At 39.9% G+C, this 24,503-nt stretch carries 19 protein-coding genes, 1 tRNA gene and 1 pseudogene; 18 read left to right on the top strand and 3 right to left on the bottom strand.

The annotated features are described in order from the left end of the window. Positions 1–28: 28 nt before the first annotated feature. A complete protein-coding gene (gene barA / locus HH219_RS09355; protein WP_054453818.1) occupies positions 29–2,794 on the bottom strand; it encodes a two-component sensor histidine kinase BarA in 2,766 nt (921 codons plus the stop codon). 98 nt (positions 2,795–2,892) lie between these two features. Here barA and rlmD point away from each other — a divergent pair, with 98 nt between their 5' ends. From rlmD to eno, 5 genes are all read left to right on the top strand, one after another. Further along, the gene (gene rlmD, locus HH219_RS09350) at positions 2,893–4,218 is read left to right on the top strand and encodes a 23S rRNA (uracil(1939)-C(5))-methyltransferase RlmD (RefSeq protein ID WP_169327286.1); all 1,326 of its coding nucleotides are present in this window, start codon (positions 2,893–2,895) and stop codon (positions 4,216–4,218) included. Positions 4,219–4,226: 8 nt separating this feature from the next. Continuing rightward, positions 4,227–6,383, top strand: a complete 2,157-nt coding sequence (relA, locus tag HH219_RS09345; protein ID WP_054203398.1) for a GTP diphosphokinase — start codon at positions 4,227–4,229, stop codon at positions 6,381–6,383. Positions 6,384–6,403: 20 nt separating this feature from the next. Next, entirely contained in the window at positions 6,404–7,216 is an 813-nt protein-coding gene (gene mazG / locus HH219_RS09340; RefSeq protein ID WP_169327281.1) for a nucleoside triphosphate pyrophosphohydrolase, read from the top strand. Between the two features lie 161 nt (positions 7,217–7,377). Continuing rightward, on the top strand, positions 7,378–9,012 hold the full coding sequence (locus HH219_RS09335; protein ID WP_054203396.1) for a CTP synthase: 1,635 nt from the start codon (positions 7,378–7,380) through the stop codon (positions 9,010–9,012). Between the two features lie 111 nt (positions 9,013–9,123). Further along, entirely contained in the window at positions 9,124–10,422 is a 1,299-nt protein-coding gene (eno, locus tag HH219_RS09330; protein ID WP_054203395.1) for a phosphopyruvate hydratase, read from the top strand. 225 nt (positions 10,423–10,647) lie between these two features. Here eno and mutH read toward each other — a convergent pair whose 3' ends face one another. Then, complete coding sequence (gene mutH, locus HH219_RS09325) at positions 10,648–11,319, bottom strand: DNA mismatch repair endonuclease MutH (protein WP_054203394.1); 672 nt, start codon at positions 11,317–11,319, stop codon at positions 10,648–10,650. Positions 11,320–12,072: 753 nt separating this feature from the next. Here mutH and rppH point away from each other — a divergent pair. The 13 genes from rppH to HH219_RS09265 all read left to right on the top strand — a co-directional run bounded on the left by rppH (position 12,073) and on the right by HH219_RS09265 (position 24,100). Next, positions 12,073–12,591 (top strand): RNA pyrophosphohydrolase, encoded by a 519-nt coding sequence (gene rppH, locus HH219_RS09320; protein ID WP_054203393.1) that lies wholly within the window; start codon positions 12,073–12,075, stop codon positions 12,589–12,591. 20 nt (positions 12,592–12,611) lie between these two features. Then, positions 12,612–14,882, top strand: coding sequence for a phosphoenolpyruvate--protein phosphotransferase (gene ptsP, locus HH219_RS09315; protein ID WP_054203392.1), 2,271 nt, complete (start codon positions 12,612–12,614; stop codon positions 14,880–14,882). An 83-nt stretch (positions 14,883–14,965) separates the two neighbouring features. Then, a complete protein-coding gene (locus tag HH219_RS09310) occupies positions 14,966–15,775 on the top strand; it encodes a sulfite exporter TauE/SafE family protein (protein WP_054203391.1) in 810 nt (269 codons plus the stop codon). Positions 15,776–15,787: 12 nt separating this feature from the next. After that, the gene (gene lgt / locus HH219_RS09305; protein WP_054203390.1) at positions 15,788–16,591 is read left to right on the top strand and encodes a prolipoprotein diacylglyceryl transferase; all 804 of its coding nucleotides are present in this window, start codon (positions 15,788–15,790) and stop codon (positions 16,589–16,591) included. Positions 16,592–16,909: 318 nt separating this feature from the next. Beyond that, positions 16,910–17,761, top strand: coding sequence for a thymidylate synthase (locus HH219_RS09300; protein ID WP_054203389.1), 852 nt, complete (start codon positions 16,910–16,912; stop codon positions 17,759–17,761). Positions 17,762–18,432: 671 nt separating this feature from the next. Beyond that, positions 18,433–19,020 carry an SPOR domain-containing protein gene (locus HH219_RS09295; RefSeq protein ID WP_169327279.1) on the top strand — a complete coding sequence of 196 codons (588 nt, stop codon included), beginning with the start codon at positions 18,433–18,435 and terminating at the stop codon, positions 19,018–19,020. Between the two features lie 74 nt (positions 19,021–19,094). Next, positions 19,095–19,688, top strand: a complete 594-nt coding sequence (locus HH219_RS09290; RefSeq protein WP_169327277.1) for a FlgO family outer membrane protein — start codon at positions 19,095–19,097, stop codon at positions 19,686–19,688. Between the two features lie 13 nt (positions 19,689–19,701). After that, on the top strand, positions 19,702–20,379 hold the full coding sequence (locus HH219_RS09285; protein ID WP_054453835.1) for a FlgO family outer membrane protein: 678 nt from the start codon (positions 19,702–19,704) through the stop codon (positions 20,377–20,379). 7 nt (positions 20,380–20,386) lie between these two features. Beyond that, entirely contained in the window at positions 20,387–21,052 is a 666-nt protein-coding gene (locus HH219_RS09280) for a FlgO family outer membrane protein (protein WP_169327275.1), read from the top strand. A 134-nt stretch (positions 21,053–21,186) separates the two neighbouring features. After that, positions 21,187–21,261, top strand: a tRNA-Arg gene (locus HH219_RS09275). A gap of 380 nt (positions 21,262–21,641) precedes the next feature. Then, positions 21,642–22,670, top strand: a complete 1,029-nt coding sequence (locus HH219_RS09270) for a hypothetical protein (RefSeq protein WP_169327273.1) — start codon at positions 21,642–21,644, stop codon at positions 22,668–22,670. Continuing rightward, positions 22,651–22,776, top strand: coding sequence for a hypothetical protein (locus HH219_RS22280; RefSeq protein WP_282960297.1), 126 nt, complete (start codon positions 22,651–22,653; stop codon positions 22,774–22,776). Before HH219_RS09270 ends, HH219_RS22280 begins: the two co-directional genes overlap by 20 nt. 349 nt (positions 22,777–23,125) lie before the next feature. Then, entirely contained in the window at positions 23,126–24,100 is a 975-nt protein-coding gene (locus HH219_RS09265; protein WP_169327271.1) for a transposase, read from the top strand. Positions 24,101–24,352: 252 nt separating this feature from the next. Here HH219_RS09265 and HH219_RS21950 read toward each other — a convergent pair. Next, positions 24,353–24,503 (bottom strand): annotated as a pseudogene (locus HH219_RS21950) (IS66 family transposase); the annotation flags it as partial.

Raw genomic sequence — 24,503 nt, 5'->3', positions numbered from 1 at the left:
CATTCACTCGAGTTTAAAGTTATTACAGTTAGTCACCTCTTAAACCGGCATCTTTCATAAGGTTTTCAAGCTCATCTTGTAATTCAAACAGTTCAGGTTCTATTTGCTCTAGTTCACAGTCATTTTTAAGCGAAGTTTCAATAGTTTCTGAAAGAGCCTTTAACTTTGGCACTCCCGTATAACAACACGCACCATGAAATTTATGAATAATACTTAAAACATGCTCACAATCTTGGCTAGTGGTGGCCTCATCAAGTAGGCGCAATGTTTCTGGCACACTCAGTAGTAACATGTTGAGCATTTCAAGAGCGAGCTCATTTTTACTTCCGGCACGTTGCAATGCCAATGGCCAATCTAGCGATGTGCTAACAAAAGGAGGCTCAATGTATGCTTGGATATTCCGATTTTTGTCACGTTTAAGAGGCGATTGTGGACTATGATCACTAATAATTTGTTTTAGCATATCTTCATCAATTGGCTTGGTTAAATAGCCTTTAAAACCGTCTTTAATGAGTTGTTCTTTTTCACCAGCAAGCGCATGGGCGGTGACAGCAATAATAGGCGTGTCTTCATTTAATGAGGATTCTAAAATTAATTTGCAGGCAGTAATACCATCCATTATGGGCATTTGAATGTCCATAAAAATAATATCGTATTTATTGCTCTTACAAATGCTATAAGCTTGAGATCCGTTATGAGCGGTATCTATGTGCTCTATTTGCTCTTCAAGTAATGTGCAAATGAGTTTTAAATTAGCATCGTTGTCATCAACCACAAGGACTTTAAGCGGCAGTAGCTTTTCGGTGTTTTCTTCAATGTTATGAACAGGGTGATCAAGGCGATACGGTGCTGCAAGTACTTCACATAATTTGCGATGGTTGAGTGGTTTACTAAGGCATGCATCTGCACCGCAGCCTATATAGGCTTCTCGCATATTATGAGAGACGGTATTGAGCATTAAATATAAGTAATCGGTAGAGTCTCTAGCGGCTTTAATATAGCCTTTTAAACGCTGCATTTCATCGACTGCAGCAACATGGCCGATAATACAGATGTCGTAATTAAACTCTTTGTTTATCTCTGCTAAAAAGCTTTCTTCTGTAAAGCAGCCCGTCACTTGAGTTTGCCATTCATTTAATAATGACAATACAGCATGGTGAGTATGCTCATGCGGCTCAAGATATAAAATGCGTTTGTTAGCAAGTGATTTACTCGGTAAATCACTATTGTAACTATGATTAGGGATTCTAAATACACCATTAAAGGTAAAGCACGTACCTTGGCCCGGCGCTGAATTGAGGGTTATTCGACCGCCCATCGCTTCAACGATATGCTTAGTAATAATCAAACCTAAACCAGTACCCCCAAACTTACGTGTAATGCTTGAATCCGCTTGGCCAAAAGGGGTAAACAATGCATCTTGTTTATCCATCGGAATACCAACGCCCGTATCAGTAACTGAGACTAAAACAGAGGCGCGCTCTTCATCAAGGAGTCGATGGCCTATATCAATTTTGATTGCGCCTTTTTCAGTAAACTTAATGGCGTTGCTGATCAAATTGATTAACACTTGCTTAAAGCGAGTTGGGTCACCGGTAATGTTATCAGGTACTTGTGAATTAATATAAATCGATAGTTCGAGCTGTTTTTCATCAGCACTTGGGGCTAGTAAAGTGAGCACTTCGTTAACGTTATCGCGTAGCTGGAATTGAATTGATTCAAGTTCCATTGCACCAGCTTCTAATTTAGAAAAATCTAAAATATCACTAATGATAGTCATTAAACTATTGGCTGATAACTCAATGGTATCGAGGTAATCTTTTTGATGTTTATTAAGCGGTGTTTTATGTAACTGCCGAGTAAAACCAATTACACCGTTAAGAGGCGTTCGTAATTCATGACTCATTTTTGCTAAAAAGTCAGATTTAACACGGTTAGCGTCTTGCGCATCTGTTTTGGCAATACTGAGTTGAATATTTTGTGTTTCATAAAGCTCTAATGATTCACGTAAATCGCTGGTGGCTTGGTCAATGTGTTTTTGCATCTCATCTTTTTGACCCACCATGGTATCTGAAATTGTATTTAGGCCTTGGCGTAATAATTCAAATTCGCCAACCATAGGCTGCACTAAACCAGTGTCTCTTTTACCTTCTATTAGTTTATCTGTTGCTAAAACAAGCCTGTTTAAAGGCGTCATAAACATATGACTTAAACGAATCGCCAATATCGCAGCAAGTACTAAAGCCAGAATAATAATAATACCGGTAACTAATAACGCGCGTTGTTGGCCAATAATGGCCTGACTTTTATTTAGTTGTACCACAACCGTGCCAAGCGATGCTTGAAATGCTGCGCTGTCCCATTGTGAATCGGGTGTTGAATGATTAATGATGGGAGTAAAAAAGGTAATAAGGTGATTATTGTCTAAAACTTTTGTTGTTTTAGTATTTTTTAAATTTTCGTCATGCATAAGATCATCAAAGTCACGATGATAGTTACTCGTTAGCACGAGTTCATTGCGTTCATCAAAAATGGCAATGGTCTTAATTGAAGGGGAGTGTTTATTATGAGCATGACTGATCAAACGGTTTAGCAGTTGTTTGTTTTTTGCCAATAGGGGTTGTTCAATTGCAATTGAAAGAGGCTCAGAAATAGTGCTGCCTTGCTGATATAAAATTTCATCAAGCTCAATGTAACGATTTATTGTAAAATAGCCGCCAAGTAACAACCCAATAAGCACTGTGGGAATAAGTGTTAGCGTTAAAACTGAGTCGCGCAAACCAAGTTTAGTCATAAGTGAACGTTGTTATCATTATTAGTTAGTTAAAGAGTATATACTTATAAGCTAGTAATCAATCACTCACGTAGAATCAATATTTAAGGTGTTGCCCGATGGCGCAGTTTTTCCAAGCAAAAAAGAAAACCCTCACGCAAGAGTCATTAACATTGGCTATCACAGGCATGGATCATCAGGGGCGAGGGGTCGCAAAGCACCATAACAAAGTGTGTTTTGTAAATGGAGCACTGCCGGGCGAAACCGTTAAAGTTAAACTAACAGAAGATAAAGCCCGCTACAGCGCGGCAAATACGATCAAAGTCATTAGCGCCAGTGAATCACGAGAAAAACCTTTTTGTGAGCATTACCAACAGTGTGGCGGGTGTCAGTTGCAACACTTACGCCTTGATCAACAATTAGTTGAAAAGCAAGTTGCTGTGAGCCAGTTGTTTACAAAGTTTGCCAAGTTAGATGGCATGAATTGGCAAGTGCCTTTACTTAGCGCGCCAACGCATTACCGTCGCAGTGCACGCTTAGCTGTTATGTACGACAAAACAGCGAAGAAAATGCGCGTTGGTTACCGTGCTCAAGGCTCAAAGCAAATCGTGTCGGTTAAACAATGTGAAGTGTTAAGCGATGTGTACCGCGATATTTTTAGTGTTTTTGATAAAGTACTAAATCAAAATGGCGAGCTTAGAAGTGTGAGCCATATTCAATTATGCCAAGCTGACAAACATAATTTTGTTGTACTTCGCCATACAAAAAACATTAGTGAGGCGTTAAAAAATACAATTGTAGAACTTGGTTTGGTGCATAAGTGGCGTGTTATTTTTCAAGGTGAAAGCCAACATATTGAGCATAGCCATTTACCTATGCCATTTTATCATTTACCTGAATTAGACTTAAAATTTGAGTTTGGCCTTGATAACTTTATTCAGGTTAACGCGCAAGTAAATCAGGCTATGCTATTGCAAGCCGTAAAATGGCTTGATTTAAAAGGCACAGAGCAGGTTTTAGATTTGTTTTGCGGCATTGGAAATTTCTCATTGGCGATTGCAAACTACGCAAAAAGTGTGATTGGTGTAGAAGGTGTTTCATCGGCGGTTGCAATAGCGGCGCAAAATGCGCAAACTAACCAAATTACAAATGCTCAATTTCATTGTTTTGATTTAACTCAGGCAATGCAACAAGCGCCGTGGTTTAGTAAAGACTTAGATATATTGGTGCTTGACCCTTCTCGTACCGGTGCTATGGCTATTTTAGAGCAACTGCCACTTAAGCAGTTTAAAACAATTTTATATGTGTCTTGCGATCCTGTTACTTTAGCCCGTGACAGCGCGATTATTACGCAAGCGGCATTTTCACTCGAAAAAATAGGGCTAATGAATATGTTCCCGCACACAGGGCATATTGAAACAATGGCGTTATTTCAAAGGAGGTAGAGCGCATTATGGTAGCTACTCGGCAATCACACCAACACGATACACAGGGTGATTTTAATACACGACTTGATTTACTTAATTTAACGCAAGAAAAACGCGACCAGTTAAATAAAGCAAATACCCTTTGTGCAGAGCTTCAAAATCATCACCAGCAAAATATGGCCATGGAAATGGTTGAAATTTTAGTGGAGATGAACCTCGATTCAGACACGCTAGTAACGGCCTATATTACACCGTGTTTTTTAGCTAACCTCATTGAAATAGACACCATTAGTGAAGTAATGGGCAGTCATGTAGCTTCACTGCTAACGGGGGTTTCGCAAATGGCGACCATTAGCACTTTGGCGCATCAAGGAACTGGGACAGTACAAGTTGATAAAATACGGCGTATGTTATTGGCGATGGTTGAAGACGTACGTGCCGTTGTAATTAAGCTTGCTGAGCAAGTGTGCTATTTGCGCGAAGTTAAAAACGCCACTGAAGAAGAGCGTGTTATTGCCGCAAAAGCCACGGCTGATATTTTTGCGCCGCTAGCGAACAGGTTAGGAATAGGTCAACTTAAGTGGGAGCTTGAAGATCTTTCATTTCGCTACCTACACCCAGATTTATACAAGAGCATTGCCAAGCAATTAGACGATAAGCGCCTTGGCCGTGAAGCGTATATGGCTGATATGGTCGAGCAGGTAAAAACAAAGCTAGAGCAAGTGGGTATCAAGGCTGAAGTATATGGTCGGCCAAAACATATTTACAGCATCTACAAAAAAATGGCGCAAAAGAACTACGAGTTTGACCAGCTGTTTGATATTCGCGCAATGCGAATTGTTGTTGATGAATTACAAGATTGTTACGGTGCACTTGGTATTGTGCACACTAATTGGCGTCATCTTAATAAAGAATTTGATGACTATGTAGCAACACCAAAACAAAATGGTTACCAGTCAATTCATACCGTGGTGTTTGGCCCTGAAGGTAAAACGGTTGAAATTCAAATTCGTACCCATGCCATGCATCAAGATGCTGAGCTAGGAGTTGCCGCTCACTGGATGTATAAAGAAGGTGCATTGCCTGGGCGTGGCTCTGGCTATGAGCAAAAAATTAGCTGGTTACGTAAATTATTGCAATGGCAAGAAGAAGTCGTTGATGGCAGTGACCTAGCGGATGAGCTAAAAAATCAAGTGGTCGAAGATCGCGTGTATATATTTACACCCCGTGGCGATATTTTTGATTTACCACTGGGCGCGACCCCTTTAGATTTTGCATATTACATTCATTCAAATGTGGGGCATCGTTGTATTGGTGCAAAAGTATTTGGCAAAATAGTGCCATTCACTCATCAATTACACACCGGTGATCAGGTTGAAATATTAACTCAAAAACAACCTAATCCCAGCCGAGACTGGTTAAACCCATCGTTAGGTTATATTAAATCATCGCGTGCAAGAGCAAAAATACACCATTGGTTTAAGCAGCTCGATCGCGATAAAAACCTCAGTGCAGGTAAAGAAATTCTCGATAATGAATTGCAAAAGCTTGATTTAAACTACAAACATCTTGAACCGGCAATTAAGCGCTTTAATTTTAAAGAGTTAGATGACTTAATGGTCGCGATTGGCGCAGGCGATGTGCGTTTAAATCAATTACTTAATTTTATAACCGACAGAACCGATGATGAACCCGTTATTCGGTTTAAAACGCCTAGCAAAGTTAGCGGTGACAAAAATGGGATCGTGGTTGACGGTGTCGGCAGCTTAATGAGTCATATGGCCAAATGTTGCCGCCCAGTTCCTGGTGATCAAATTATTGGTTATATAACACAAGGGCGTGGCATTGGTGTTCATCGTGATGACTGTGATTCGTTCACCAATTTAAAAACACAGCATCCAGAGCGCGTCATAGCTGTAAGTTGGTCAGATGAAATTCATGGCTCTTACGCATTAGCAATTAAGATAGAAGCCAGCGATAGAGCAGGGCTTATTCGTGATATTAGCTCTGTGTTAGCGAATGAAAAAGTTAACGTGTTGAGTATGAACATGGAAATGGTCGATGCGCGTCAACTAGCGCTCTTTACCATGCAAGTGGAAGTGCATGATCTGTCCAGTACTAACAGGCTTTTATCAAAGTTAGATCAAATCGAAGGTGTGCATGAAACCAAGCGCAGTCACTAATATCACAACTAGGAAATTAAATGAGCCAAACAACTAGTACCTCAACAAACGCTTTAACTGAGCTATTAGCTATTATGGCCAAATTACGTGATCCTAAAACAGGCTGTCCGTGGGATATAAAGCAAGACTTTAAATCAATTGTGCCACATACCTTAGAAGAGGCTTATGAAGTGGCTGATTGCATCGAAAAAGGTGATTTAGGTGAGCTTAAAAGTGAACTCGGCGATTTACTTTTCCAAGTGGTTTTTTATGCGCAATTAGCACAAGAGCAAGGTCTGTTTGATTTTAGTGATGTAATGGCTGGATTAAATGACAAGTTGGTTCGTCGTCACCCCCATGTATTTACTGAGCAACAAGCATTAACCGATGAACAACTCAGTGAGCAGTGGCAAGCAATTAAAGCCCAAGATCGCGCCATAAAAACAACCCCACAAAGCGCATCAATTTGGCAAGATATTCCGGCAAATTTACCGAGTTTAAGCAAAGCCAAAAAGATTCAAGAGCGTGTTTCAGGGTTAGGCTTCGATTGGCCAAATTATCATGGTGCGTTAGATAAGGTAATCGAAGAAGTGGATGAAGTAAAAGAAGCATTAGCGGTTGATCCACTTTCTGCGCACAGTGCTGAAGAAGTTGGCGACTTACTTTTTGCCACCGTCAATGTTGCGCGGCATATCAAGCGTGATCCCGAGCAGTTGTTACGCAGCGCGAATGATAAATTTTCAGCGCGATTTGAAAAAGTGCAAACTTATTTGCACCAACGTGGGCAGTCGCTTGATACAGCAAGCCTTGTTGAAATGGACGCCGCGTGGGATGCAATAAAAAAGCAGAAGTAAATAATACGAAACTCCGAGTGCGTTTTTTGTGCAGGGAAATACTAACTTTCACTGGATTGATGGCAGTGCCTTTGCTATAATTTCGCCCCGTCTTGATCATATTCCAAAATCACTTGTTTGGGTATTATATTCCTTTTAATTCCTGATATTCTAGGGTTCGCATGAGTACAAAATTTATCTTCGTTACTGGCGGAGTTGTTTCTTCGTTGGGTAAAGGTATTGCAGCAGCATCGTTGGCAGCTATTTTAGAAGCCCGTGGTTTAAATGTAACCATTTTAAAGCTGGATCCTTACATCAACGTTGACCCAGGCACAATGAGCCCAATTCAACATGGTGAAGTATTTGTCACCGAAGACGGTGCTGAAACTGACCTTGATTTAGGTCACTATGAGCGTTTTATCCGTACCAAAATGACAAGCCGTAACAACTTCACACAAGGCCGTGTATATGAAGATGTACTACGTCGTGAACGTCGTGGCGAGTACCTTGGTGCAACAATTCAGGTTATTCCACATATAACTAACGACATTAAGCAACGTGTATATGACGGTGCTGTAGGCCATGATGTGGCTATCGTTGAAATTGGTGGAACCGTAGGTGATATTGAATCACAACCATTTTTAGAAGCAATTCGTCAGCTTGGCACAGAGATTGGCCGTGAGCGCGCATTGTTTATTCACTTAACGTTAGTGCCATTCTTAGGCCCTGCGGGAGAAGTGAAAACAAAACCAACACAGCACTCAGTTAAAGAGTTACGCTCAATTGGTATTCAACCAGATATTCTTATCTGTCGTTCAGATCGTAAATTACCAAACAATGAACGTGCAAAGATTGCTCTTTTCACTAACGTTGAAGAAAAAGCGGTTATTTCATTACCAGATGTAGACAGCATTTATAAAATTCCTGCGCTATTAAAGTCGCAAGAGCTTGATAACTTTGTATGTCGTCGCTTCCACCTTGATTGCCCTGAAGCTGATTTAGTTGAATGGGAACAAGTGTTATACCAAGAGTCTAACCCAACAGGTGAAGTGACTATTGGCATGGTTGGTAAATATATTGAACTCCCTGATGCATACAAATCAGTTAACGAAGCACTTAAACATGCTGGCCTTAAAAACCGCTTAACTGTAAATATTCAATACGTTGATTCACAAGATGTTGAAAGCAAAGGAACAGAGTTACTTGCTAACCTTGATGCAATCTTAGTCCCTGGTGGCTTTGGTAGTCGTGGTGTTGAAGGTAAAATTTTAGCGGCAAAATATGCCCGTGAAAATAAAGTACCTTACCTTGGTATCTGTTTAGGTATGCAAGTTGCGCTTATCGAGTATGCACGTAATGTAGCAGGCCTTGAAGACGCAAACTCAACAGAGTTTAATGCTAATTCAGCAAGCCCTGTTGTAGGTTTAATCACTGAGTGGTTAGATGCAGAAGGTAACGTTGAAACACGTAGCGAAAAATCTGATTTAGGTGGCACTATGCGTTTAGGCGCACAAAAATGTCATTTAACACCTGGCTCTAAAGTACATGAAGTATATGGCAGTGATGAAATTGTAGAACGTCATCGTCACCGTTATGAAGTTAACAACAACTTTGTTGAAAAACTTGAGCAAGCAGGTTTGAGCTTTACTGGCTTATCAGAAGATAAGAAATTAGTAGAGATCATCGAAAATAAAGATCACCCGTGGTTTATTGCAGCTCAATTCCATCCGGAATTTACCTCAACACCTCGCGATGGTCATCCGCTATTTGAAGGGTTTGTGGCCGCAGCACACGCCTATCAAAAAGCGTCGTCGTAATAATTATTAAGCCGTGCTAGTTGCACGGCTTTTTTGTTTTAAAACCGACTGCGTTAAGGAAAATTAATAAAGTCGGAATATGCTCACCATTTTGGGAAAAGAGGAATCAAGATGTCAAATATCGTAAAAGTGATCGGTCGCGAAATTATGGATTCGCGTGGTAACCCAACTGTAGAAGCGGATGTACATCTAGCTGACGGTTCATGGGGTCGCGCAGCTGCACCATCAGGTGCATCAACAGGTACACGCGAAGCATTGGAATTACGTGATGGTGATAAAGCACGTTATTTAGGTAAAGGCGTATTAAAGGCTGTTGGTTTTATTAATAATGAAATCGCAGGCGCATTAGCAGGGCAAAACGCATTAGAGCAAAGCACTGTTGACCAAGTAATGCTAGATTTAGATGGCACTGAAAATAAAGAAAAATTAGGTGCCAATGCAATCTTAGCTGTGTCATTAGCAACTGCAAAAGCGGCTGCACAATCTAAAAAAGTAGAGCTTTATGAGCACATTGCTGATCTAAACGGCACGCCTGGTGTGTACTCTATGCCATTACCAATGATGAATATCATCAACGGTGGTGAGCACGCTGATAACTCGGTAGATATTCAAGAGTTCATGGTTCAACCTGTTGGCGCTACTAACTTCCGCGAAGCACTACGTATGGGCGCTGAAATATTCCATAGCCTTGCAAAAGTACTTAAAGCTGATGGTCACTCTACAGCTGTGGGTGATGAAGGTGGTTTTGCACCTAACCTTGCTTCAAACGAAGCTGCACTTGCGGCAATTAAAGTTGCAGTTGCAAATGCAGGTTATGAGTTAGGTAAAGACGTAACACTTGCGCTAGATTGTGCTGCATCTGAGTTTTATGACAAAGAAGCAAACATTTACGACCTTAAAGGTGAAGGTAAGCAGTTCACGTCTGAAGAATTTAACTTCTTCTTAAAAGACCTTACAGAACAATATCCAATCGTATCCATTGAAGATGGTCTTGATGAATCTGATTGGGACGGCTTTGCGCATCAAACTAAACTAATGGGTGATAAAATCCAATTAGTGGGCGACGATTTATTTGTTACAAACACGAAAATCTTAAAGCGTGGTATTGATAACGGTATTGCTAACTCAATCTTAATCAAATTTAACCAAATTGGTTCACTAACTGAAACGTTAGCGGCAATCAAAATGGCTAAAGATGCTGGTTTTACAGTTGTTATATCACACCGCTCTGGTGAAACAGAAGATTCTACAATTGCAGATCTAGCTGTTGGTACTGCTGCAGGCCAAATTAAAACGGGTTCATTAAGCCGTTCTGATCGTGTTGCTAAGTACAACCAACTTCTTCGTATTGAAGAGCAGTTAGGCGCTAAAGCACCGTACAACGGTCTTAAAGAGGTTAAAGGTCAGTAATTCTTTTATTAGAATCTGATTTTTACTCTTAGAAAATCCTCGCTTCGGTGAGGATTTTTTTGTTAAACCTTAATTTTCGCAGCATAAAGTCCCACCGATATGAATTATTCTGACGCCCATATAAACCGGCTTTAGCCGTGATTATTAACCGAGTTTTAAATAGCTTAAATTGATTAAACATGCGTAGAAGGCGCAAGTTTACCTCGCGCATTATTTAAAGGTATTTTAAAGCTGAAACTGCTGTTTTAAAATCTCACCGGTAAAACTGGTTTTCAAGTAAAAACCACGAGGTAGGGTTTTTATAATTTGCCCATTTGGCCCGATGGCATCTGTAACAATGCGACTATTCGCCGCCTTAGGACGAATTTGCATAGCATCACCTAAGTGCCCCGATATTTCATCAACGCGTCCTAATGCGATGAGCTCCATTTGCTCTTCCCAATCGCGTTGTAGTTGCGCGTCTTGAATAGCACTTGGTTGCCATAAAAAGCCACTGCCGATGGTTCTATCAAATGGAGTTATTTCTCGCTCACCTAAAATGGGTAGCCATAGCACATGAGCCAGTTTTTTACGTACATTGCTTTGTTGCCACGTCATGCCTGTGACATTTAAAAGAGGGGTAACCGAAACAAAAGTGGTTTCAAGTGGCTTACCTTTAAATGAAATAGGTAATGTTTTGAGTTCTATTCCAAGATCCTCAAAATCAGGCACTGGTTTTGAGCCCGCAGTAGCCCCTAATACATACTCAATTAACTGCCCAGCCCAGCCTTTTTCGCGTAATAAGTCTTCGGGGGTTTTAAATTGATATTGTTGTGCTAACTGGCCTAACGTCATACCGGCAATATTATTAACACGTTGCATTAATTCATTGATTGAATGTGGTTTTATTACTCGCATAACCGCTTTATTCTATTGTATAAACTCATCGGTCATGATAGCAAAAGTGACTAACCGTGGATATCTTTGGTTTTGTGTGTTTTTTGTACTGGTGTGGTTTGGCGTGTTTTTGAACGTTTTTTATTGCGAGTTTTAAAGTTTAATATACTGAATTTTATAGCTTTTATACTAATTGCCTATAGGTGGCACGTTGTGTTCTGAATAGTTGCGGGGATAAATACAGAACTATAAACAATGTTATCCACAGAATCTGTGGAAAAGGCTGTATTTTAGATCATTCATTGTGGACTTGTTTGCTAAATGAGCTGTATAAACTAAAGTTATGCACAAGCTGTGGGTAAGGTGCGTAAAAGGTGTATACCTCGCTTTCTCAAAATAGGAGGTTTGAGGTAACGGGTTGATTGTAAATCATCGTGTACCTACACCAAGGCCACCTCAAGATACAGTTTCAGTTGGAATTAAAAGTGATTTAGGCAAGGCATTGATTGCAAATAATGGTTGCTCCCTTGTTAAAATCAATAACGCAGTATAAATCGCTTTTAAACCAACCCGTAAGACGTTTCACTGAAACTAACTCTCTATGTTGTTATTTTTTAAAAGAGAATACCCTTATTGTAAAGTAACACCTTGATACTCAGTCCCTATGGAATGCTCAATTCTACGTCTTGAAGTGACTTGGGTATAATAGTGTTTGCCGTATTGCAGCTAATGTGGAACAATCATTAAAAATCGACTTACAAATGAGGCACTAAGGTGATTGATGCCGAAGGTTTTCGTGCCAATGTCGGAATTGTAATTTGCAATAATCAAGGACAAGTCTTTTGGGCTCGACGTTATGGTCAACATTCTTGGCAATTTCCGCAAGGAGGTGTCGACAGTGGTGAAACGCCAGAGCAGACCATGTTCCGTGAATTACACGAAGAAGTCGGCTTGCGTCCGGAAGATGTAGAAATTGTCGCAAGTTCAAAACATTGGTTACGTTATAAATTACCCAAGCGTTTGATACGCCGCGACTCAAGTCCGGTGTGTATTGGGCAAAAACAAAAATGGTTCTTACTGAAACTTCGCTGTAAAGACGAAGATGTAGACTTACTTAAAACACATCACCCTGAGTTTGATGATTGGCGCTGGGTGAGTTATTGGTACCCAGTTAGGCAAGTGGTGTCTTTTAAACGGGATGTTTATAGGCGAGTAATGAAAGAGTTTGCTCCATTTGCAATGCCATTTAACAAGCGTGAACAAACCAAAGACACGTGGCGTCATAAAAGGTAAAAATATAAAGGAGCAGTATTATGCTGGCTACACTCAGAGCTATTGCCGAATCTGTCTCGCATCAAGCGAGTTTAGAGAGTGCATTAGCATGTTTTGTCGAAATGGTGAAAGATGCCATGAATACCCAGTGCTGCTCCATTTATTTTGCTGATTACAGTCAAGATAACTTTGTACTAATGGCTACTCGTGGGCTCAATCCCAAAGCTGTTGGTAAGTTTAGAATTGGCTTCACAGAAGGTTTAGTTGGCCTAGTTGCGCAACGTGAAGAGCCTATTAATATTGCATTTGCTAAATCGCATCCTCGCTTTAAGCTCTCCCCAGAAGTAAACGAAGAAGGTTATAACGCATTTTTATCAGTGCCTGTTGTACACCAAAAAAAAGTGTTGGGCGTTATCGTGGTGCAGCAAAAAAGTGCGCGGTTATTTAGCCAAGATGAAGAATCGTTTTTAATAACTTTATCAGCTCAGCTAGCATCACAATTAGCGCATGCTGAAATTAAAGAAGTACTGCGACAAGATGAATTCTCTCACCAAACGTCGGTATTGAAAGGGGTTTCAGGCGCACCTGGGATTGCTATAGGGCATGCATTTGTTACTTTACCAAAGCTAGACTTTAAATCGATAGAAGTAAAAAAAGACGATAACAGCACAGAGCAACGTCGTTTATTTACCCAAGCGGTTGCGGCAACACGAAAAGAGTTTAATACGCTATCAATGACTTTAAGTGATTCAATTCCTAAAGAAGCACTGGCGGTATTTGATGTTTACCAGCAGTTACTTGATGCAAAAAGCTTAGGGCAAAATGTTGAAGCACAACTGCAAGAAGGTTGGTGTGCTAAAAGTGCGTTAAAAATCGTAATAGAACGACTAATAGCTCAATTTAATGCCATGCAAGACCCTTATATAAAAGAGCGAGCAGTTGACGTTAAAGATATTGGTTTACGGGTTTTACATCATTTAGTTAATACTGAGCATGCAGTAAAAAATTACCCTAAAAATACGGTGTTGATCGCAAACACACTTACGCCAGCAATGCTTGCTGAAGTTCCTAAAGGGCATTTAGCTGGGGTTGTCAGTGTTAATGGCGCAGCCAATAGCCATGCGTCAATTTTAACACGCGCAATGGGGATCCCAGCAATTTGGGGGATTGAAGATTTACCGCTGTTGCAGTTTGACGGCAAGTTGATGATTCTAGATGCTTACGCTGGGCGTTTATATATTTCTCCTTCGCAAATGCTGCAAGATGAATATCGCCAATTAAAGCACCAAGAAAATTTATTAAATGATAAGTTTGTAGCGGAACAAGAATGTGACGCGATCACTTTAGACGGCGAGCACATCAGTCTATTGCTTAATGCAGGGCTTGATCTTAATACCGAAAAAGCAAATACCAAAGTATGTGATGGTGTCGGGTTATATCGAACCGAGGCATGGTTTATGCAAAAAGGCCAGTTTCCATCACAAACGGAACAAGAAAACTGGTATAGAGAAGTGCTCGCCAGTTATCACCCTGAGCCAGTGGTCATGCGTACGCTTGATATAGGCGGTGACAAAGTACTCGATTACTTTGATATCATAGAAGAAAACCCATTTTTAGGCTGGCGGGGAATACGTGTAACGCTCGATCACCCAGAGCTATTTTTAGATCAACTCAAAGCGATGATCAAAGCCAATATAGGCTTAGGTAATTTAAAGATCATGCTGCCAATGATAAGCGGTATTGAAGAGGTCGATGAGTCTTTTGCATTGCTTGAGCAAGCTTACTTTGAGCTGGAAGAGCAGTTTCCAGAACACGTTATTGAACGCCCAGAAATAGGCCTAATGCTAGAAGTTCCCTCCAGTGTTTTTATGTTGCCCGAGTGGTCTAAAAAAGTAGATTTTTGTTCAGTAGGCAGTAATGATTTAACGCAATATTTACTCGCAGTCGATCGTTCTAATGCACGTGTGGCAGAGCTATTTAATCCTTATCACCCCGCCGTTTTAAGAGTGCTACAAAAAGTGGCGACAGAATGCCAACAATACGAACTCCCATTTAGTTTGTGTGGTGAATTAGGTGGTGAACCTGAGGGGGCAATCCTACTGATTGCAATGGGTTATCGTCGTTTAAGTATGAATAGCTCCTCATTGAGTAAAGTGAAGTGGGTTTTAAGGCGTTTAAAGGTAAGTGATATGGAAATATTACTTGCTGAATGTTTAGCGCAGTCAACAGCTAAACAGGTACTAAGGCTAACACGCAGCTTTATGATTGAGCATAATCTGGCTGAATTGTTTTATACCCCTAAAAACCGTTAATATCCCGTGTCATTTTTTGCTGTGAACATGCAATATAATCTATTAGTATATGCATATAACAAATTTATATTTAAGAGTGTACTATGCAGGATTTAGCCATACTGGTTATCAGCTGTGCAATATTAGGCAGCATTGTAGGGTTTTTAGCTGGGTTGCTCGGAATTGGTGGCGGGTTAATCATTGTGCCTGTTTTAAGCCTTTTACTTGTTAAGTTTAATGTGGCATCGGTTGATCATGTGTTAGTAATCGCAATCGCGACATCCTTAGCCTCTATTTTATTTACTTCGACATCTTCCGCATTAGCGCATCATAAAAATAATAATGTTCCGTGGAATATTGCACCTTGGGTTATGTCAGGTGTAGGGCTTGGCGCATTGATCAGTGGTTTTGCCGCAAGCTATATCCCAGAGCAACTATTGCGCGTAGTGTTTGCAACCAGCGTGGTATTTATAGCAGCACGTATGGTGCTATCTACTCGTAGTAAAACACAGAGTGAAAAGCCCATGCCAAGCGGTCCTGTTATTGGCTCGTTAAGTGCCATAATGGGCGGACTATCAGGATTAATAGGGATTGGCGGAGGAGCACTTATTGTTCCGTTACTTAATTATTTTTCAGTTGATATTAAAAAAGCAATTGGCTGCGCCGCCGCGTGTGGTATCGTCATAGCCCTATTTGGCTCAGTTGGGTATGTGTCTGCTGGGTGGCAAGTAACCGATTTAGAACATGGTTTTGCAGGTTTTGTTTATTTACCCGCATTATTAGGTATAGTTATTACGTCGTGGTTTATGGCACCAATTGGTGCAAAAGCGACACATTATTTACCCGTTGCAACGATTAAAAAAGCGTTCGCAGTATTATTAGTCATCATCGCACTTCAAATGGTTTTTAGTTAAGGTTTAATTTTTATGGCTCTTGAGTTTCCACAAATCGATCCGATCATTTTCACAGTCGGCCCGTTAAGCGTACGTTGGTACGGTTTAATGTATTTAATAGGTTTTGCTTTTGCAATGTGGTGGGCAAATCGCCAAGCTGCAAAACCAAACTCAGGTTGGACAAAAGAGGAGGTCGGCGATCTACTTTTTTATGGCATGTTAGGGGTTATTCTTGGTGGTCGGATCGGGTATGTACTGTTTTACCAGTTTAGTTACTTTTTAGAAAACCCACTGTATTTATTTAGAATAGATCAGGGTGGCATGTCTTTTCATGGCGGTACATTAGGTGTGATCACCGCGATTTGTATTTTTGCTTGGAGCCGTAAAAAGCAGTTGCTAGAAGTGGGTGACTTTGTAGCGCCTTTAGTGCCTGTAGGCTTATTAGCTGGGCGCATAGGTAACTTTATTAATGGCGAACTCTGGGGACGTACAACCGATGTGCCATGGGCCATGGTGTTCCCAACGGGCGGGCCGCTTGCTCGTCATCCATCGCAGCTTTATGAAGCATTTTTTGAAGGCTTAGTACTGTTTATTATCCTTTACCTATTTACTAAAAAGTCGCGCCCTGCGGGCAGTGTAGGAGGCTTATTTTTATTAGGTTACGGCGTATTCCGCTTTGGTATTGAATACTTTAGAGAGCCTGATGCGCACTTAGGTTTATTTGGCGGGTTTATCTCAATGGGGCAAATATTGTCATTGCCAATGGTCATCGGTGGCCTAGGTTTGATAATATGGGCGTATAAAAAGCCACAGCCAACTGTTGCTAGCAAAGCTTAGGGTCTTTGTGGATTAAAATTTGTTTAAGCTCGGGGCGGTTTAATCGCGACGCGAGGTTTGGAATCGAGTGAGCTAAGTTAAAACCGAGCAAAGCTTGTGCGTCCTGCCCACGCCCCTTACCTACATCTATGTAGGCAACAAAGAGTAAATCGGCCCGAGGCAGACCCAAAGGGCAGCGCCTGTTTGCATTGATGCTGCGTTATTACCTATTTATGGGGAATAACCACACGACATAGGCGCTACCTTGCTTAAATACCAAACAGGCTGCTGAAAATTCAACCTTGAAAGGTCAACAGACCCTAATAAAAGAAGCGAATAATGAAACAATATTTAGAGTTATGTCAGCGTATTGTTGACGAAGGTGTGTGGGTTGAAAATAAGCGCACAGGTACACGCTGTTTAACTGTGATTAATGCTGAACTTGAATACGACGTTGCGAATAATAAATTTCCAATGATCACAACGCGTAAAAGCTACTATAAAGCAGCAATAGCAGAGCTTTTAGGTTATTTACGTGGATATAGCAGTGCCGCTCAGTTTCGTGATATTGGGTGTATGACATGGGATGCCAATGCCAATGACAACCAAGCATGGCTAAACAATCCAAATCGCAAAGGTGATGACGACATGGGCCGCGTTTATGGCGTACAGGCCCGTGATTGGAAACGCCCTGACGGTACGCCACTAGATCAGCTTAAAAAAGTGATTGATAACCTTAAAAATGGCATTGATGATAGAGGTGAGATCGTTACCTTTTTCAACCCTGGTGAGTTTGATTTAGGCTGCCTTCGCCCATGTATGCACACGCATACATTCTCGTTGCTGGGTGATACCTTGTATTTAACCTCGTATCAGCGTAGCTGCGATGTACCACTTGGCCTAAACTTTAATCAAATACAATGTTTTGTATTACTCGCTTTGGTTGCACAAATTACTGGCCACAAAGCAGGTAAGGCCTACCATAAAATTGTTAATGCACACATTTATGAAAATCAACTCGAGTTGATGCGCGATGTGCAGCTTAAACGTGAACCGTTTGAATCACCCACATTAACTATTAACCCTGATATTAAATCACTTGAAGACATAGAAACATGGGTTACCCGTGATGACTTTGAAGTGCATGGCTACCAATGCCATGACGCAATTAAATACCCGTTTTCGGTTTAAACGACAAGCGAGTAGTTATTTATAAAAAGTGTCATTGGCACTTTTTATAAATCATCAGTTACATTATAAGCATCCTTTCCTTAACTAAAAATAACCTAATACCAATCGTGTTAAGTTACTGGCCATTTATAACGCAGTTAGCGCTTGATTTAACTCGCTAGAATGGTTAAATATTTAAATCGATTGGTATAAATTATGAGTAATAAGCCTATCGTCGGTTTGAGAGTATAAAGCACTTTTGTATTCTTAAACTAATGTGATAAAAAGTTGCCAAGTCATTATTTCTATTGAATATTGCTCATGTTAACGAGCAGGGTAGTGTAACAGCTGTGTTTAAAATTCATTATTAAGCGCTAAATTGAGTTACTAACTTAATCCTATTTCTGGCTGACTATGCCAGCTTCCCTCTATTGTTACGTTTTAAGCTTGTTTTTGCTGATAAATGGATGCGTCATAGCAACTTTATTATTATGTTCTTTTTTATCTGATAGTGATAATTGCTGTTTTTGCACCTCATGTATGGTTATTAACATTTTACTAATGTAAATTAGTGAAAAGGTATTGAAATGCCTGTAATTAAAATTTTTAGCTGTTAAAAGGAGTAAACGCTTAGCAAAAAACCATGCAATTGAATGTCATGGAAATTGTATGTTCAACATACAGGAACTTTTATGCACAATACAACTCGTTGCTTTTCTTTTATCGGCCTTTTATGGGTTGGTTTATCAATATCAAGCTGTCATTACCAGCCAAAAAAAAACACTGATAACACTCAACCAAAAATAAGTGCACCAACGAAGGTAACTCCAAAATTTAGTCGCAGTTATGCACCTTTTACTGAAATGAGTAATTTATCTTATTTATATATTCCAATAGATAGCGCTGAATATATATATAAAAATAAGGTCTTGGATGCTTTAATAGGGCCAGCGGCCTTAATGTTAGAAAAAAAAGAGCTTTTTGTACAAAAGCCAATCCAATGGCGATTTTCACTGCAAATCGCATCGGTTAATAAAAAATCTAACTTAATGACCACTTTAGCGTCGTTAAAAAGTAAAGCGCCAAACTTGTTTCAAGGCAGTGTAATTGCCAATGTTGAAACCGCGCTGGTTAAAAATACGAATGTCTATAGGCTTAAGTTTGGAGCCTACAAATACTATAAAAATGCACTCGCGGATTGCCAAACTTTTAAGCACTATCAAGTTGATTGCCTAGTTAGTAACTATACAAATAAACCCTTTGATTATCAGAGTAAATAATAAACGGTCTAGCCTTTATATAAATAGGCATAATAATTGCTTTGTATTTGTTATGTTTATAGAGGATGGCAATTATGCGCCTTTTATTATGTTTTTTATTGCTGAGCTTAACGGCCTGCAGCTTAACGCCAGAGAAGCCGCCAGCTCGTAGTACAGTAGTAACCAAGTCAGCAATGGCGCCGTTTACTGTTCATCAATATGTTGGTGATTTGAGCGCACAGCTAAGCCATATCAAAGGGCCTTTTAAAAGCTCTGCACGTATTGCGGTTACTAGCTTTTACTTTGCCGATGGGCTTGATTCAGAGCTTGCGCAAGGGCCGGGGGATGGCCTTAGCCAGCAGATACAAGAAAGCCTATTAACGCAATTTACGCAACTAGGCTACAACATCATTGAGTATCGCCTTGAGAATAACCTTAACTTATCGCCCATAGCAGACGGTATGTTGAGCCGCGATATAACCAAACTGCGCAAACGTCAGAATATTGACTTTGTGATCACCGGCACGCTAACACGGCAACAACATGCCTATATTGTTAATGCCCGCATGGTCAATACACATGACAGCGCCGTTGTATCAGCAGCAAGTACCGAGATCCCTATTAACGTAATGTGGGGAGATGAAAAAATTCAGCAGCGCGATGGGTTTATCTATCGCAGCGAATACTAATTAGGAGCCCATCATGAAACGCTTAATATTAACTTTATGCTTGCCGCTGGGTTTTGGTTGTTCGCACATAATGAATGACAACGACACCACTGCAAAAAAAGGCCCCCCTCAATTAGCTAATCAAGAGCGCGGCGTTGCAGCGCCCGGCGATAGCAATGCCTTGTATCAAAACACAGCCGTTATGAACGACAACAGCCATATCAATGTACCAACACGTAAGAACATTAATCATTACGTGCGCGGTATAATGCAAGACATGGCTGAAAACCTACAATACGTGAACACCAAAACACCGTTGGCAGTATCCAGCTTTATATTTTTAGATGACGATTACAACGACGGCACATTACTAGGCAATCAGATTGCCGAAAGCTTTATGCACGAACTGCATAACTTTGGCGTGCCAGTTATTGACTTTAAAACCACTGACTACATGCGTGTTACCCCCAATGGCGACTTTGTATTTAGCCGTGATTACTTAGAGCTAAGCCAAGATCAAAACTTTAATTATGTATTAGCTGGCACCATGGTAAATCACCAAGGTGGAGTATTAATTAATGCGCGTATTATTGGTTTAACAAGCAAAGCAGTTGTAGGCTCAGCCCAAGGATTTATTCCGCAATCAGTCGTGGACGCACTCGATAGTAGCTACCGCACAGATGGTGTCATGCTAAAACAAGTGAATAAGTGAGGTTATAATGACAACACTCATCAAGCGTATAGCGTTTATTAGCTCAAGTGTAGCAATACTATTACTTGCAGGTTGTAACCTGTTTGACGGATCAGCCAAAGCGCAGCCTACACAAAATGAAACACAAAACGACCACTTAGATCAACGGATCAGTCAAGCAGAGGAGAAAGAGGGCGAAGCGTACCAAGACTCAACGCAATTCACACCTCTTAAACACCATAAAACCTTGGTGAACTATGTAGAACAAATAGCCCTTGATTTGGTTGATACCATGCTCACTGATGAAGATATTTCAATCGGGGTCGCGTCGTTTGTAGATTTAGATGCACATTTAAACAACAGCAGCCAATTAGGCAACCAGTTGTCAGAGAGCTTTATTCACCAATTACAAAAATTTGGTTACGGTGTGGTCGACTTTAAAACCACTGACCATGTTTTAGTAAACAAACGTGGCGATTTTGTTTTTTCACGCGATATTGAAAAGCTAGCCCGCAGACACCTTGCCAGCCATGTACTGTCAGGAACATTAATCTACCGTGGTAACGGCGTTGAAGTTAACACTCGCATAATCGACGTAAACAGCAAGCGTGTGGTAGCCAGCAGCCAAAAAATACTGCCTTATTTTGTATTAAATAACGCAGATATAAACCTGCAACGAGCAAGCGTTAACTAACTTAATTAAAGAATCAATTTAACTGCTTGATTGTAAATAGGATAAACCGTTATAATTTCTTATCAGCTATCAGCTATCAGCTATCAGCTATCAGCTATCAGCTATCAGCTATCAGCAGCGCAAAGCTAGAATGTGGCCTCTTAGTTAAATGGATATAACGGCCCCCTCCTAAGGGGCAGTTGCAGGTTCGATTCCTGCAGGGGCTACCAATTAAATCAATGGGTTATACCTGCCTCATGTTGTGGAGCTTATTTTTTATAGTACATTTATAGCAATCTAAATTGAATTATTATAATTTTAGAGAGGCTATTTATACCTTCTTAATACCCCGATAATTTTGTATCGTGATTTAATTTATAAGCATCTAATAAATGCAAAAAGTAGCTGGTTGAGTTCATCTGCATAGATGTAAAGTTAATAGTTTTTCTACTTGAAGGCTTATAGTCTTATTTAGCTTATTGGAAATTTATAAGCCTTTGATGCATAATTGTTTACCAATACCGTAATTGTCTGTTGTGGTATTTTTTAATGGATATGAGCATAATAACCGAGGATTGGTAATTCGAATGAACAATAGTGTATTCAAATTATGAAAGTAGTTATCTTATCAGGTGCAGGACTTTCTGTTCCTTCGGGTTTACCCTTATATGAAAACATCAAAGAAACTCCTGAGTATAAACAGTTTCAAATAGCTGATGAATCTGAATTATTGAAGTTAATTGAGACTATTGGCTACAGATATGCGACATTTATGCCAAATCAAGCTCACTTTGAATGTAAGTACCTTGAGACATACTGTGATTCTATTGGTGTAGAGTTTAAACACTACACACTTAATATTGATGATTTAATCGAAAAGTCAGGTGGAAGTGCTATACATATACACGGCTCTATAGCTGAACCAAATAGTATTGTTAGTTTTAAAGATATTCCAAGCATAGATCTTTTTGAATTAAAATGGGAACAAAATGATATTTTAATTGTGTTGGGTGTCAGTAATACAGGTTTTCCATTAGCTGCTATCGAAGACAATGTACTTGTAAGTGGAGCAAGGTTTTTAAACTACAATGTGATGCCCAATAATGAAACTAGTACTGACACGGTTCTAGGTGATGTTGTAGATACTTTTAGAGCTCTAGATCATAATAATTTGCCACAGGTTGAGTTCATCGAAGTTGATTTAGGTTATACTGTAAGCCAGCTCGAATGTAATATCATGGGTGATGAGTACATAGTATATATACTTCCCTCGACTGAAAGTGATTTTAGTGCAGAAAGACTTGAAGAAACTGAATCGTTAATAGGGATGGAACTCGACGAAAATTGCTATGAGATTAAGTTTGATCTTAAATCTAATATTGAAAATGAAACTCCATTTGAGCGACCAAAGGAACCTGCTACAAGAAAGCAACTAAACTTGCTAGGTAGGGTTATTTCAGGGTTAATATTATCTCATTCTATAGATAATGAGGCTACAGCTTACACTGCGTCAGCCGCAGATAAAAGACTTGTCTCATTTTACAATTTGCTTGCAAATCGGTATGTTGATCGACTAGAATATGAGCCATGGTGTGGTTTTGGTAATGACGGAGTAGATTATGCGTTCAAAAAGAAATGAAGTGACTAATCAACGTAAAGTTGAAGCTATGCGTAAGCTATCAAAAGCTTGTGATATTGCGATTAAAGCTGGTAAAGCAAAAAAAGCGATCCTGAACCCACAATAAATTAATAGCTTTATATTTATCTTAAAAAACTGACTCTTATGTCAGTTTTTTGTTTTTAAATATCGAAAAATTATTCTTATATATGTCTAGGTCTAGAGAATTGATGAAACAATGTTGACACCCATCCTAAAGTATAACAGGGCGCTGTATACGAGAAGGTAAGCGTGGGTATATTGAAAGTACACACTTACTCTTATTAGAAAGAGTAAATATCTCCCCAGAGAACTGGTTAATAAACAAAGATAAACAAAGATGAAAGATAAACAAAGATGACACCCATTATAAAGTTTGTATTACTCATATTTTTTTACTAACTTTTAATTAGTGTGAAAAATAAACTGGGTGATATATGGCAATTGCAAGAAAGCGTCAAATAAGTTTGGTTGATACAAAGTATTATCACTGTATTTCACGTTGCGTTCGTCGTGCTTTTTTGTGCGGGGAAGACCGTTTTACAGGCCAGTCTTTTGAGCATCGCAGAGGCTGGGTTGAAGATAAGCTACTCGCATTAGCGAAGGTATTTTGCATTGATGTGTGTGCTTATGCTGTCATGAGCAACCACACGCACCTAGTGTTGTATGTTGATGATAAAAAAGCGAATCGGCTAAATGATAAAGCGATTGTTATTCGCTGGCATAAGCTGTGTAAAGGCACGTTACTGACGCAAAGATACATACAAGGTGAGAAGCTAAGTAAAACTGAACTTATCTTTTTTAATCAAACAGTAAAACAATACCGTGAACGGCTAGCAAGTATTAGCTGGTTTATGCGGCTATTAAATGAAGATATTGCGCGTAAAGCGAATAAAGAAGATAGCTGCACAGGCAGGTTCTGGGAAGGACGCTTCAAGTCACAAGCGCTTCTTGATGAAGCAGCATTGGCAGCCTGTATGGCATACGTTGATTTAAATCCTATCAGGGCCAAAATAGCACACACGCCAGAAGAGTCATCACATACGAGTGTGCAAAAACGATTAGAAAGCGCAACAGAAGGCAAGCAACCAAAAAAACTATTGCGTTTTGCCGGCATGTCACGTCAAATCATGCCAAAAGGACTACCGTTTGAACTGAAATCCTACCTTGAATTGGTTGAATTAACAGGGCGTTGTATTCGAGAAGGCAAACGCGGGTATATTGAAAGTGCACATTTACCTTTACTAGAAAGAGTCAATATCTCCCCAGAAAACTGGTTAAAACTGACCACGCAATTTACGCGCGTATTTCATGGCGCAGTAGGTAGGACGGCCTCACAAGAGAGTTACTGTGAAAATCTACACAGAAAACGGCGAGCAAATATAGGTAACTGCGAAAAGTTGCTGGCATAAAGTTAAAAGTCCCCAGTAAAAAGTTAAAACTGCAACTATGCAGTTATTTTCATGCGCGTAATTTAGGCTTAAGAGGACAAGTAACTCATTTAATGGGTGAAATGAAAGTAACGCAGTAGTACAAGATAACTTATTAACCAAAAAAGTAAATTTAAAGGAGCAGCTGTGTTTGTTCAATTAAGATGACTGTCTTTTTGTTTTTTTTGTTTTTTGTTCAATTAAGATGACTGTCTTTTTGTTTTTTTTTTGTAACTACTCAGGAGGGGTAAAAATGCAGGGCAACATGCCATTGAATAATAATGCTAATGCGGTAGACGCACTGATCCCTTGCTTTTTACAACTTGATAAGTAACTACGCAGCCCAAAAAACATCTTAGCGCCATTGTCACTTCTAAAACAGCCT

Origin of the sequence: Pseudoalteromonas sp. NEC-BIFX-2020_015 (assembly GCF_012952265.1) — a bacterium.
GTDB lineage: Bacteria > Pseudomonadota > Gammaproteobacteria > Enterobacterales > Alteromonadaceae > Pseudoalteromonas > Pseudoalteromonas neustonica.
Note: the sequence above shows the minus strand (reverse complement) of the source record. Positions and strands in the feature narration are given on the sequence as shown.

Bases quoted from the DNA above. Each gene is read 5' to 3' on its own strand.
- barA (WP_054453818.1), bottom strand. From the start codon at position 2,794: ATGACTAAACTTGGTTTGCGCGACTCAGTTTTAACGCTAACACTTATT.
- rlmD (WP_169327286.1), top strand. From the start codon at position 2,893: ATGGCGCAGTTTTTCCAAGCAAAAAAGAAAACCCTCACGCAAGAGTCA.
- relA (WP_054203398.1), top strand. From the start codon at position 4,227: ATGGTAGCTACTCGGCAATCACACCAACACGATACACAGGGTGATTTT.
- mazG (WP_169327281.1), top strand. From the start codon at position 6,404: ATGAGCCAAACAACTAGTACCTCAACAAACGCTTTAACTGAGCTATTA.
- HH219_RS09335 (WP_054203396.1), top strand. From the start codon at position 7,378: ATGAGTACAAAATTTATCTTCGTTACTGGCGGAGTTGTTTCTTCGTTG.
- eno (WP_054203395.1), top strand. From the start codon at position 9,124: ATGTCAAATATCGTAAAAGTGATCGGTCGCGAAATTATGGATTCGCGT.
- mutH (WP_054203394.1), bottom strand. From the start codon at position 11,319: ATGCGAGTAATAAAACCACATTCAATCAATGAATTAATGCAACGTGTT.
- ptsP (WP_054203392.1), top strand. From the start codon at position 12,612: ATGCTGGCTACACTCAGAGCTATTGCCGAATCTGTCTCGCATCAAGCG.
- HH219_RS09310 (WP_054203391.1), top strand. From the start codon at position 14,966: ATGCAGGATTTAGCCATACTGGTTATCAGCTGTGCAATATTAGGCAGC.
- lgt (WP_054203390.1), top strand. From the start codon at position 15,788: ATGGCTCTTGAGTTTCCACAAATCGATCCGATCATTTTCACAGTCGGC.
- HH219_RS09300 (WP_054203389.1), top strand. From the start codon at position 16,910: ATGAAACAATATTTAGAGTTATGTCAGCGTATTGTTGACGAAGGTGTG.
- HH219_RS09295 (WP_169327279.1), top strand. From the start codon at position 18,433: ATGCACAATACAACTCGTTGCTTTTCTTTTATCGGCCTTTTATGGGTT.
- HH219_RS09290 (WP_169327277.1), top strand. From the start codon at position 19,095: ATGCGCCTTTTATTATGTTTTTTATTGCTGAGCTTAACGGCCTGCAGC.
- HH219_RS09285 (WP_054453835.1), top strand. From the start codon at position 19,702: ATGAAACGCTTAATATTAACTTTATGCTTGCCGCTGGGTTTTGGTTGT.
- HH219_RS09280 (WP_169327275.1), top strand. From the start codon at position 20,387: ATGACAACACTCATCAAGCGTATAGCGTTTATTAGCTCAAGTGTAGCA.
- HH219_RS09270 (WP_169327273.1), top strand. From the start codon at position 21,642: ATGAAAGTAGTTATCTTATCAGGTGCAGGACTTTCTGTTCCTTCGGGT.
- HH219_RS22280 (WP_282960297.1), top strand. From the start codon at position 22,651: ATGCGTTCAAAAAGAAATGAAGTGACTAATCAACGTAAAGTTGAAGCT.
- HH219_RS09265 (WP_169327271.1), top strand. From the start codon at position 23,126: ATGGCAATTGCAAGAAAGCGTCAAATAAGTTTGGTTGATACAAAGTAT.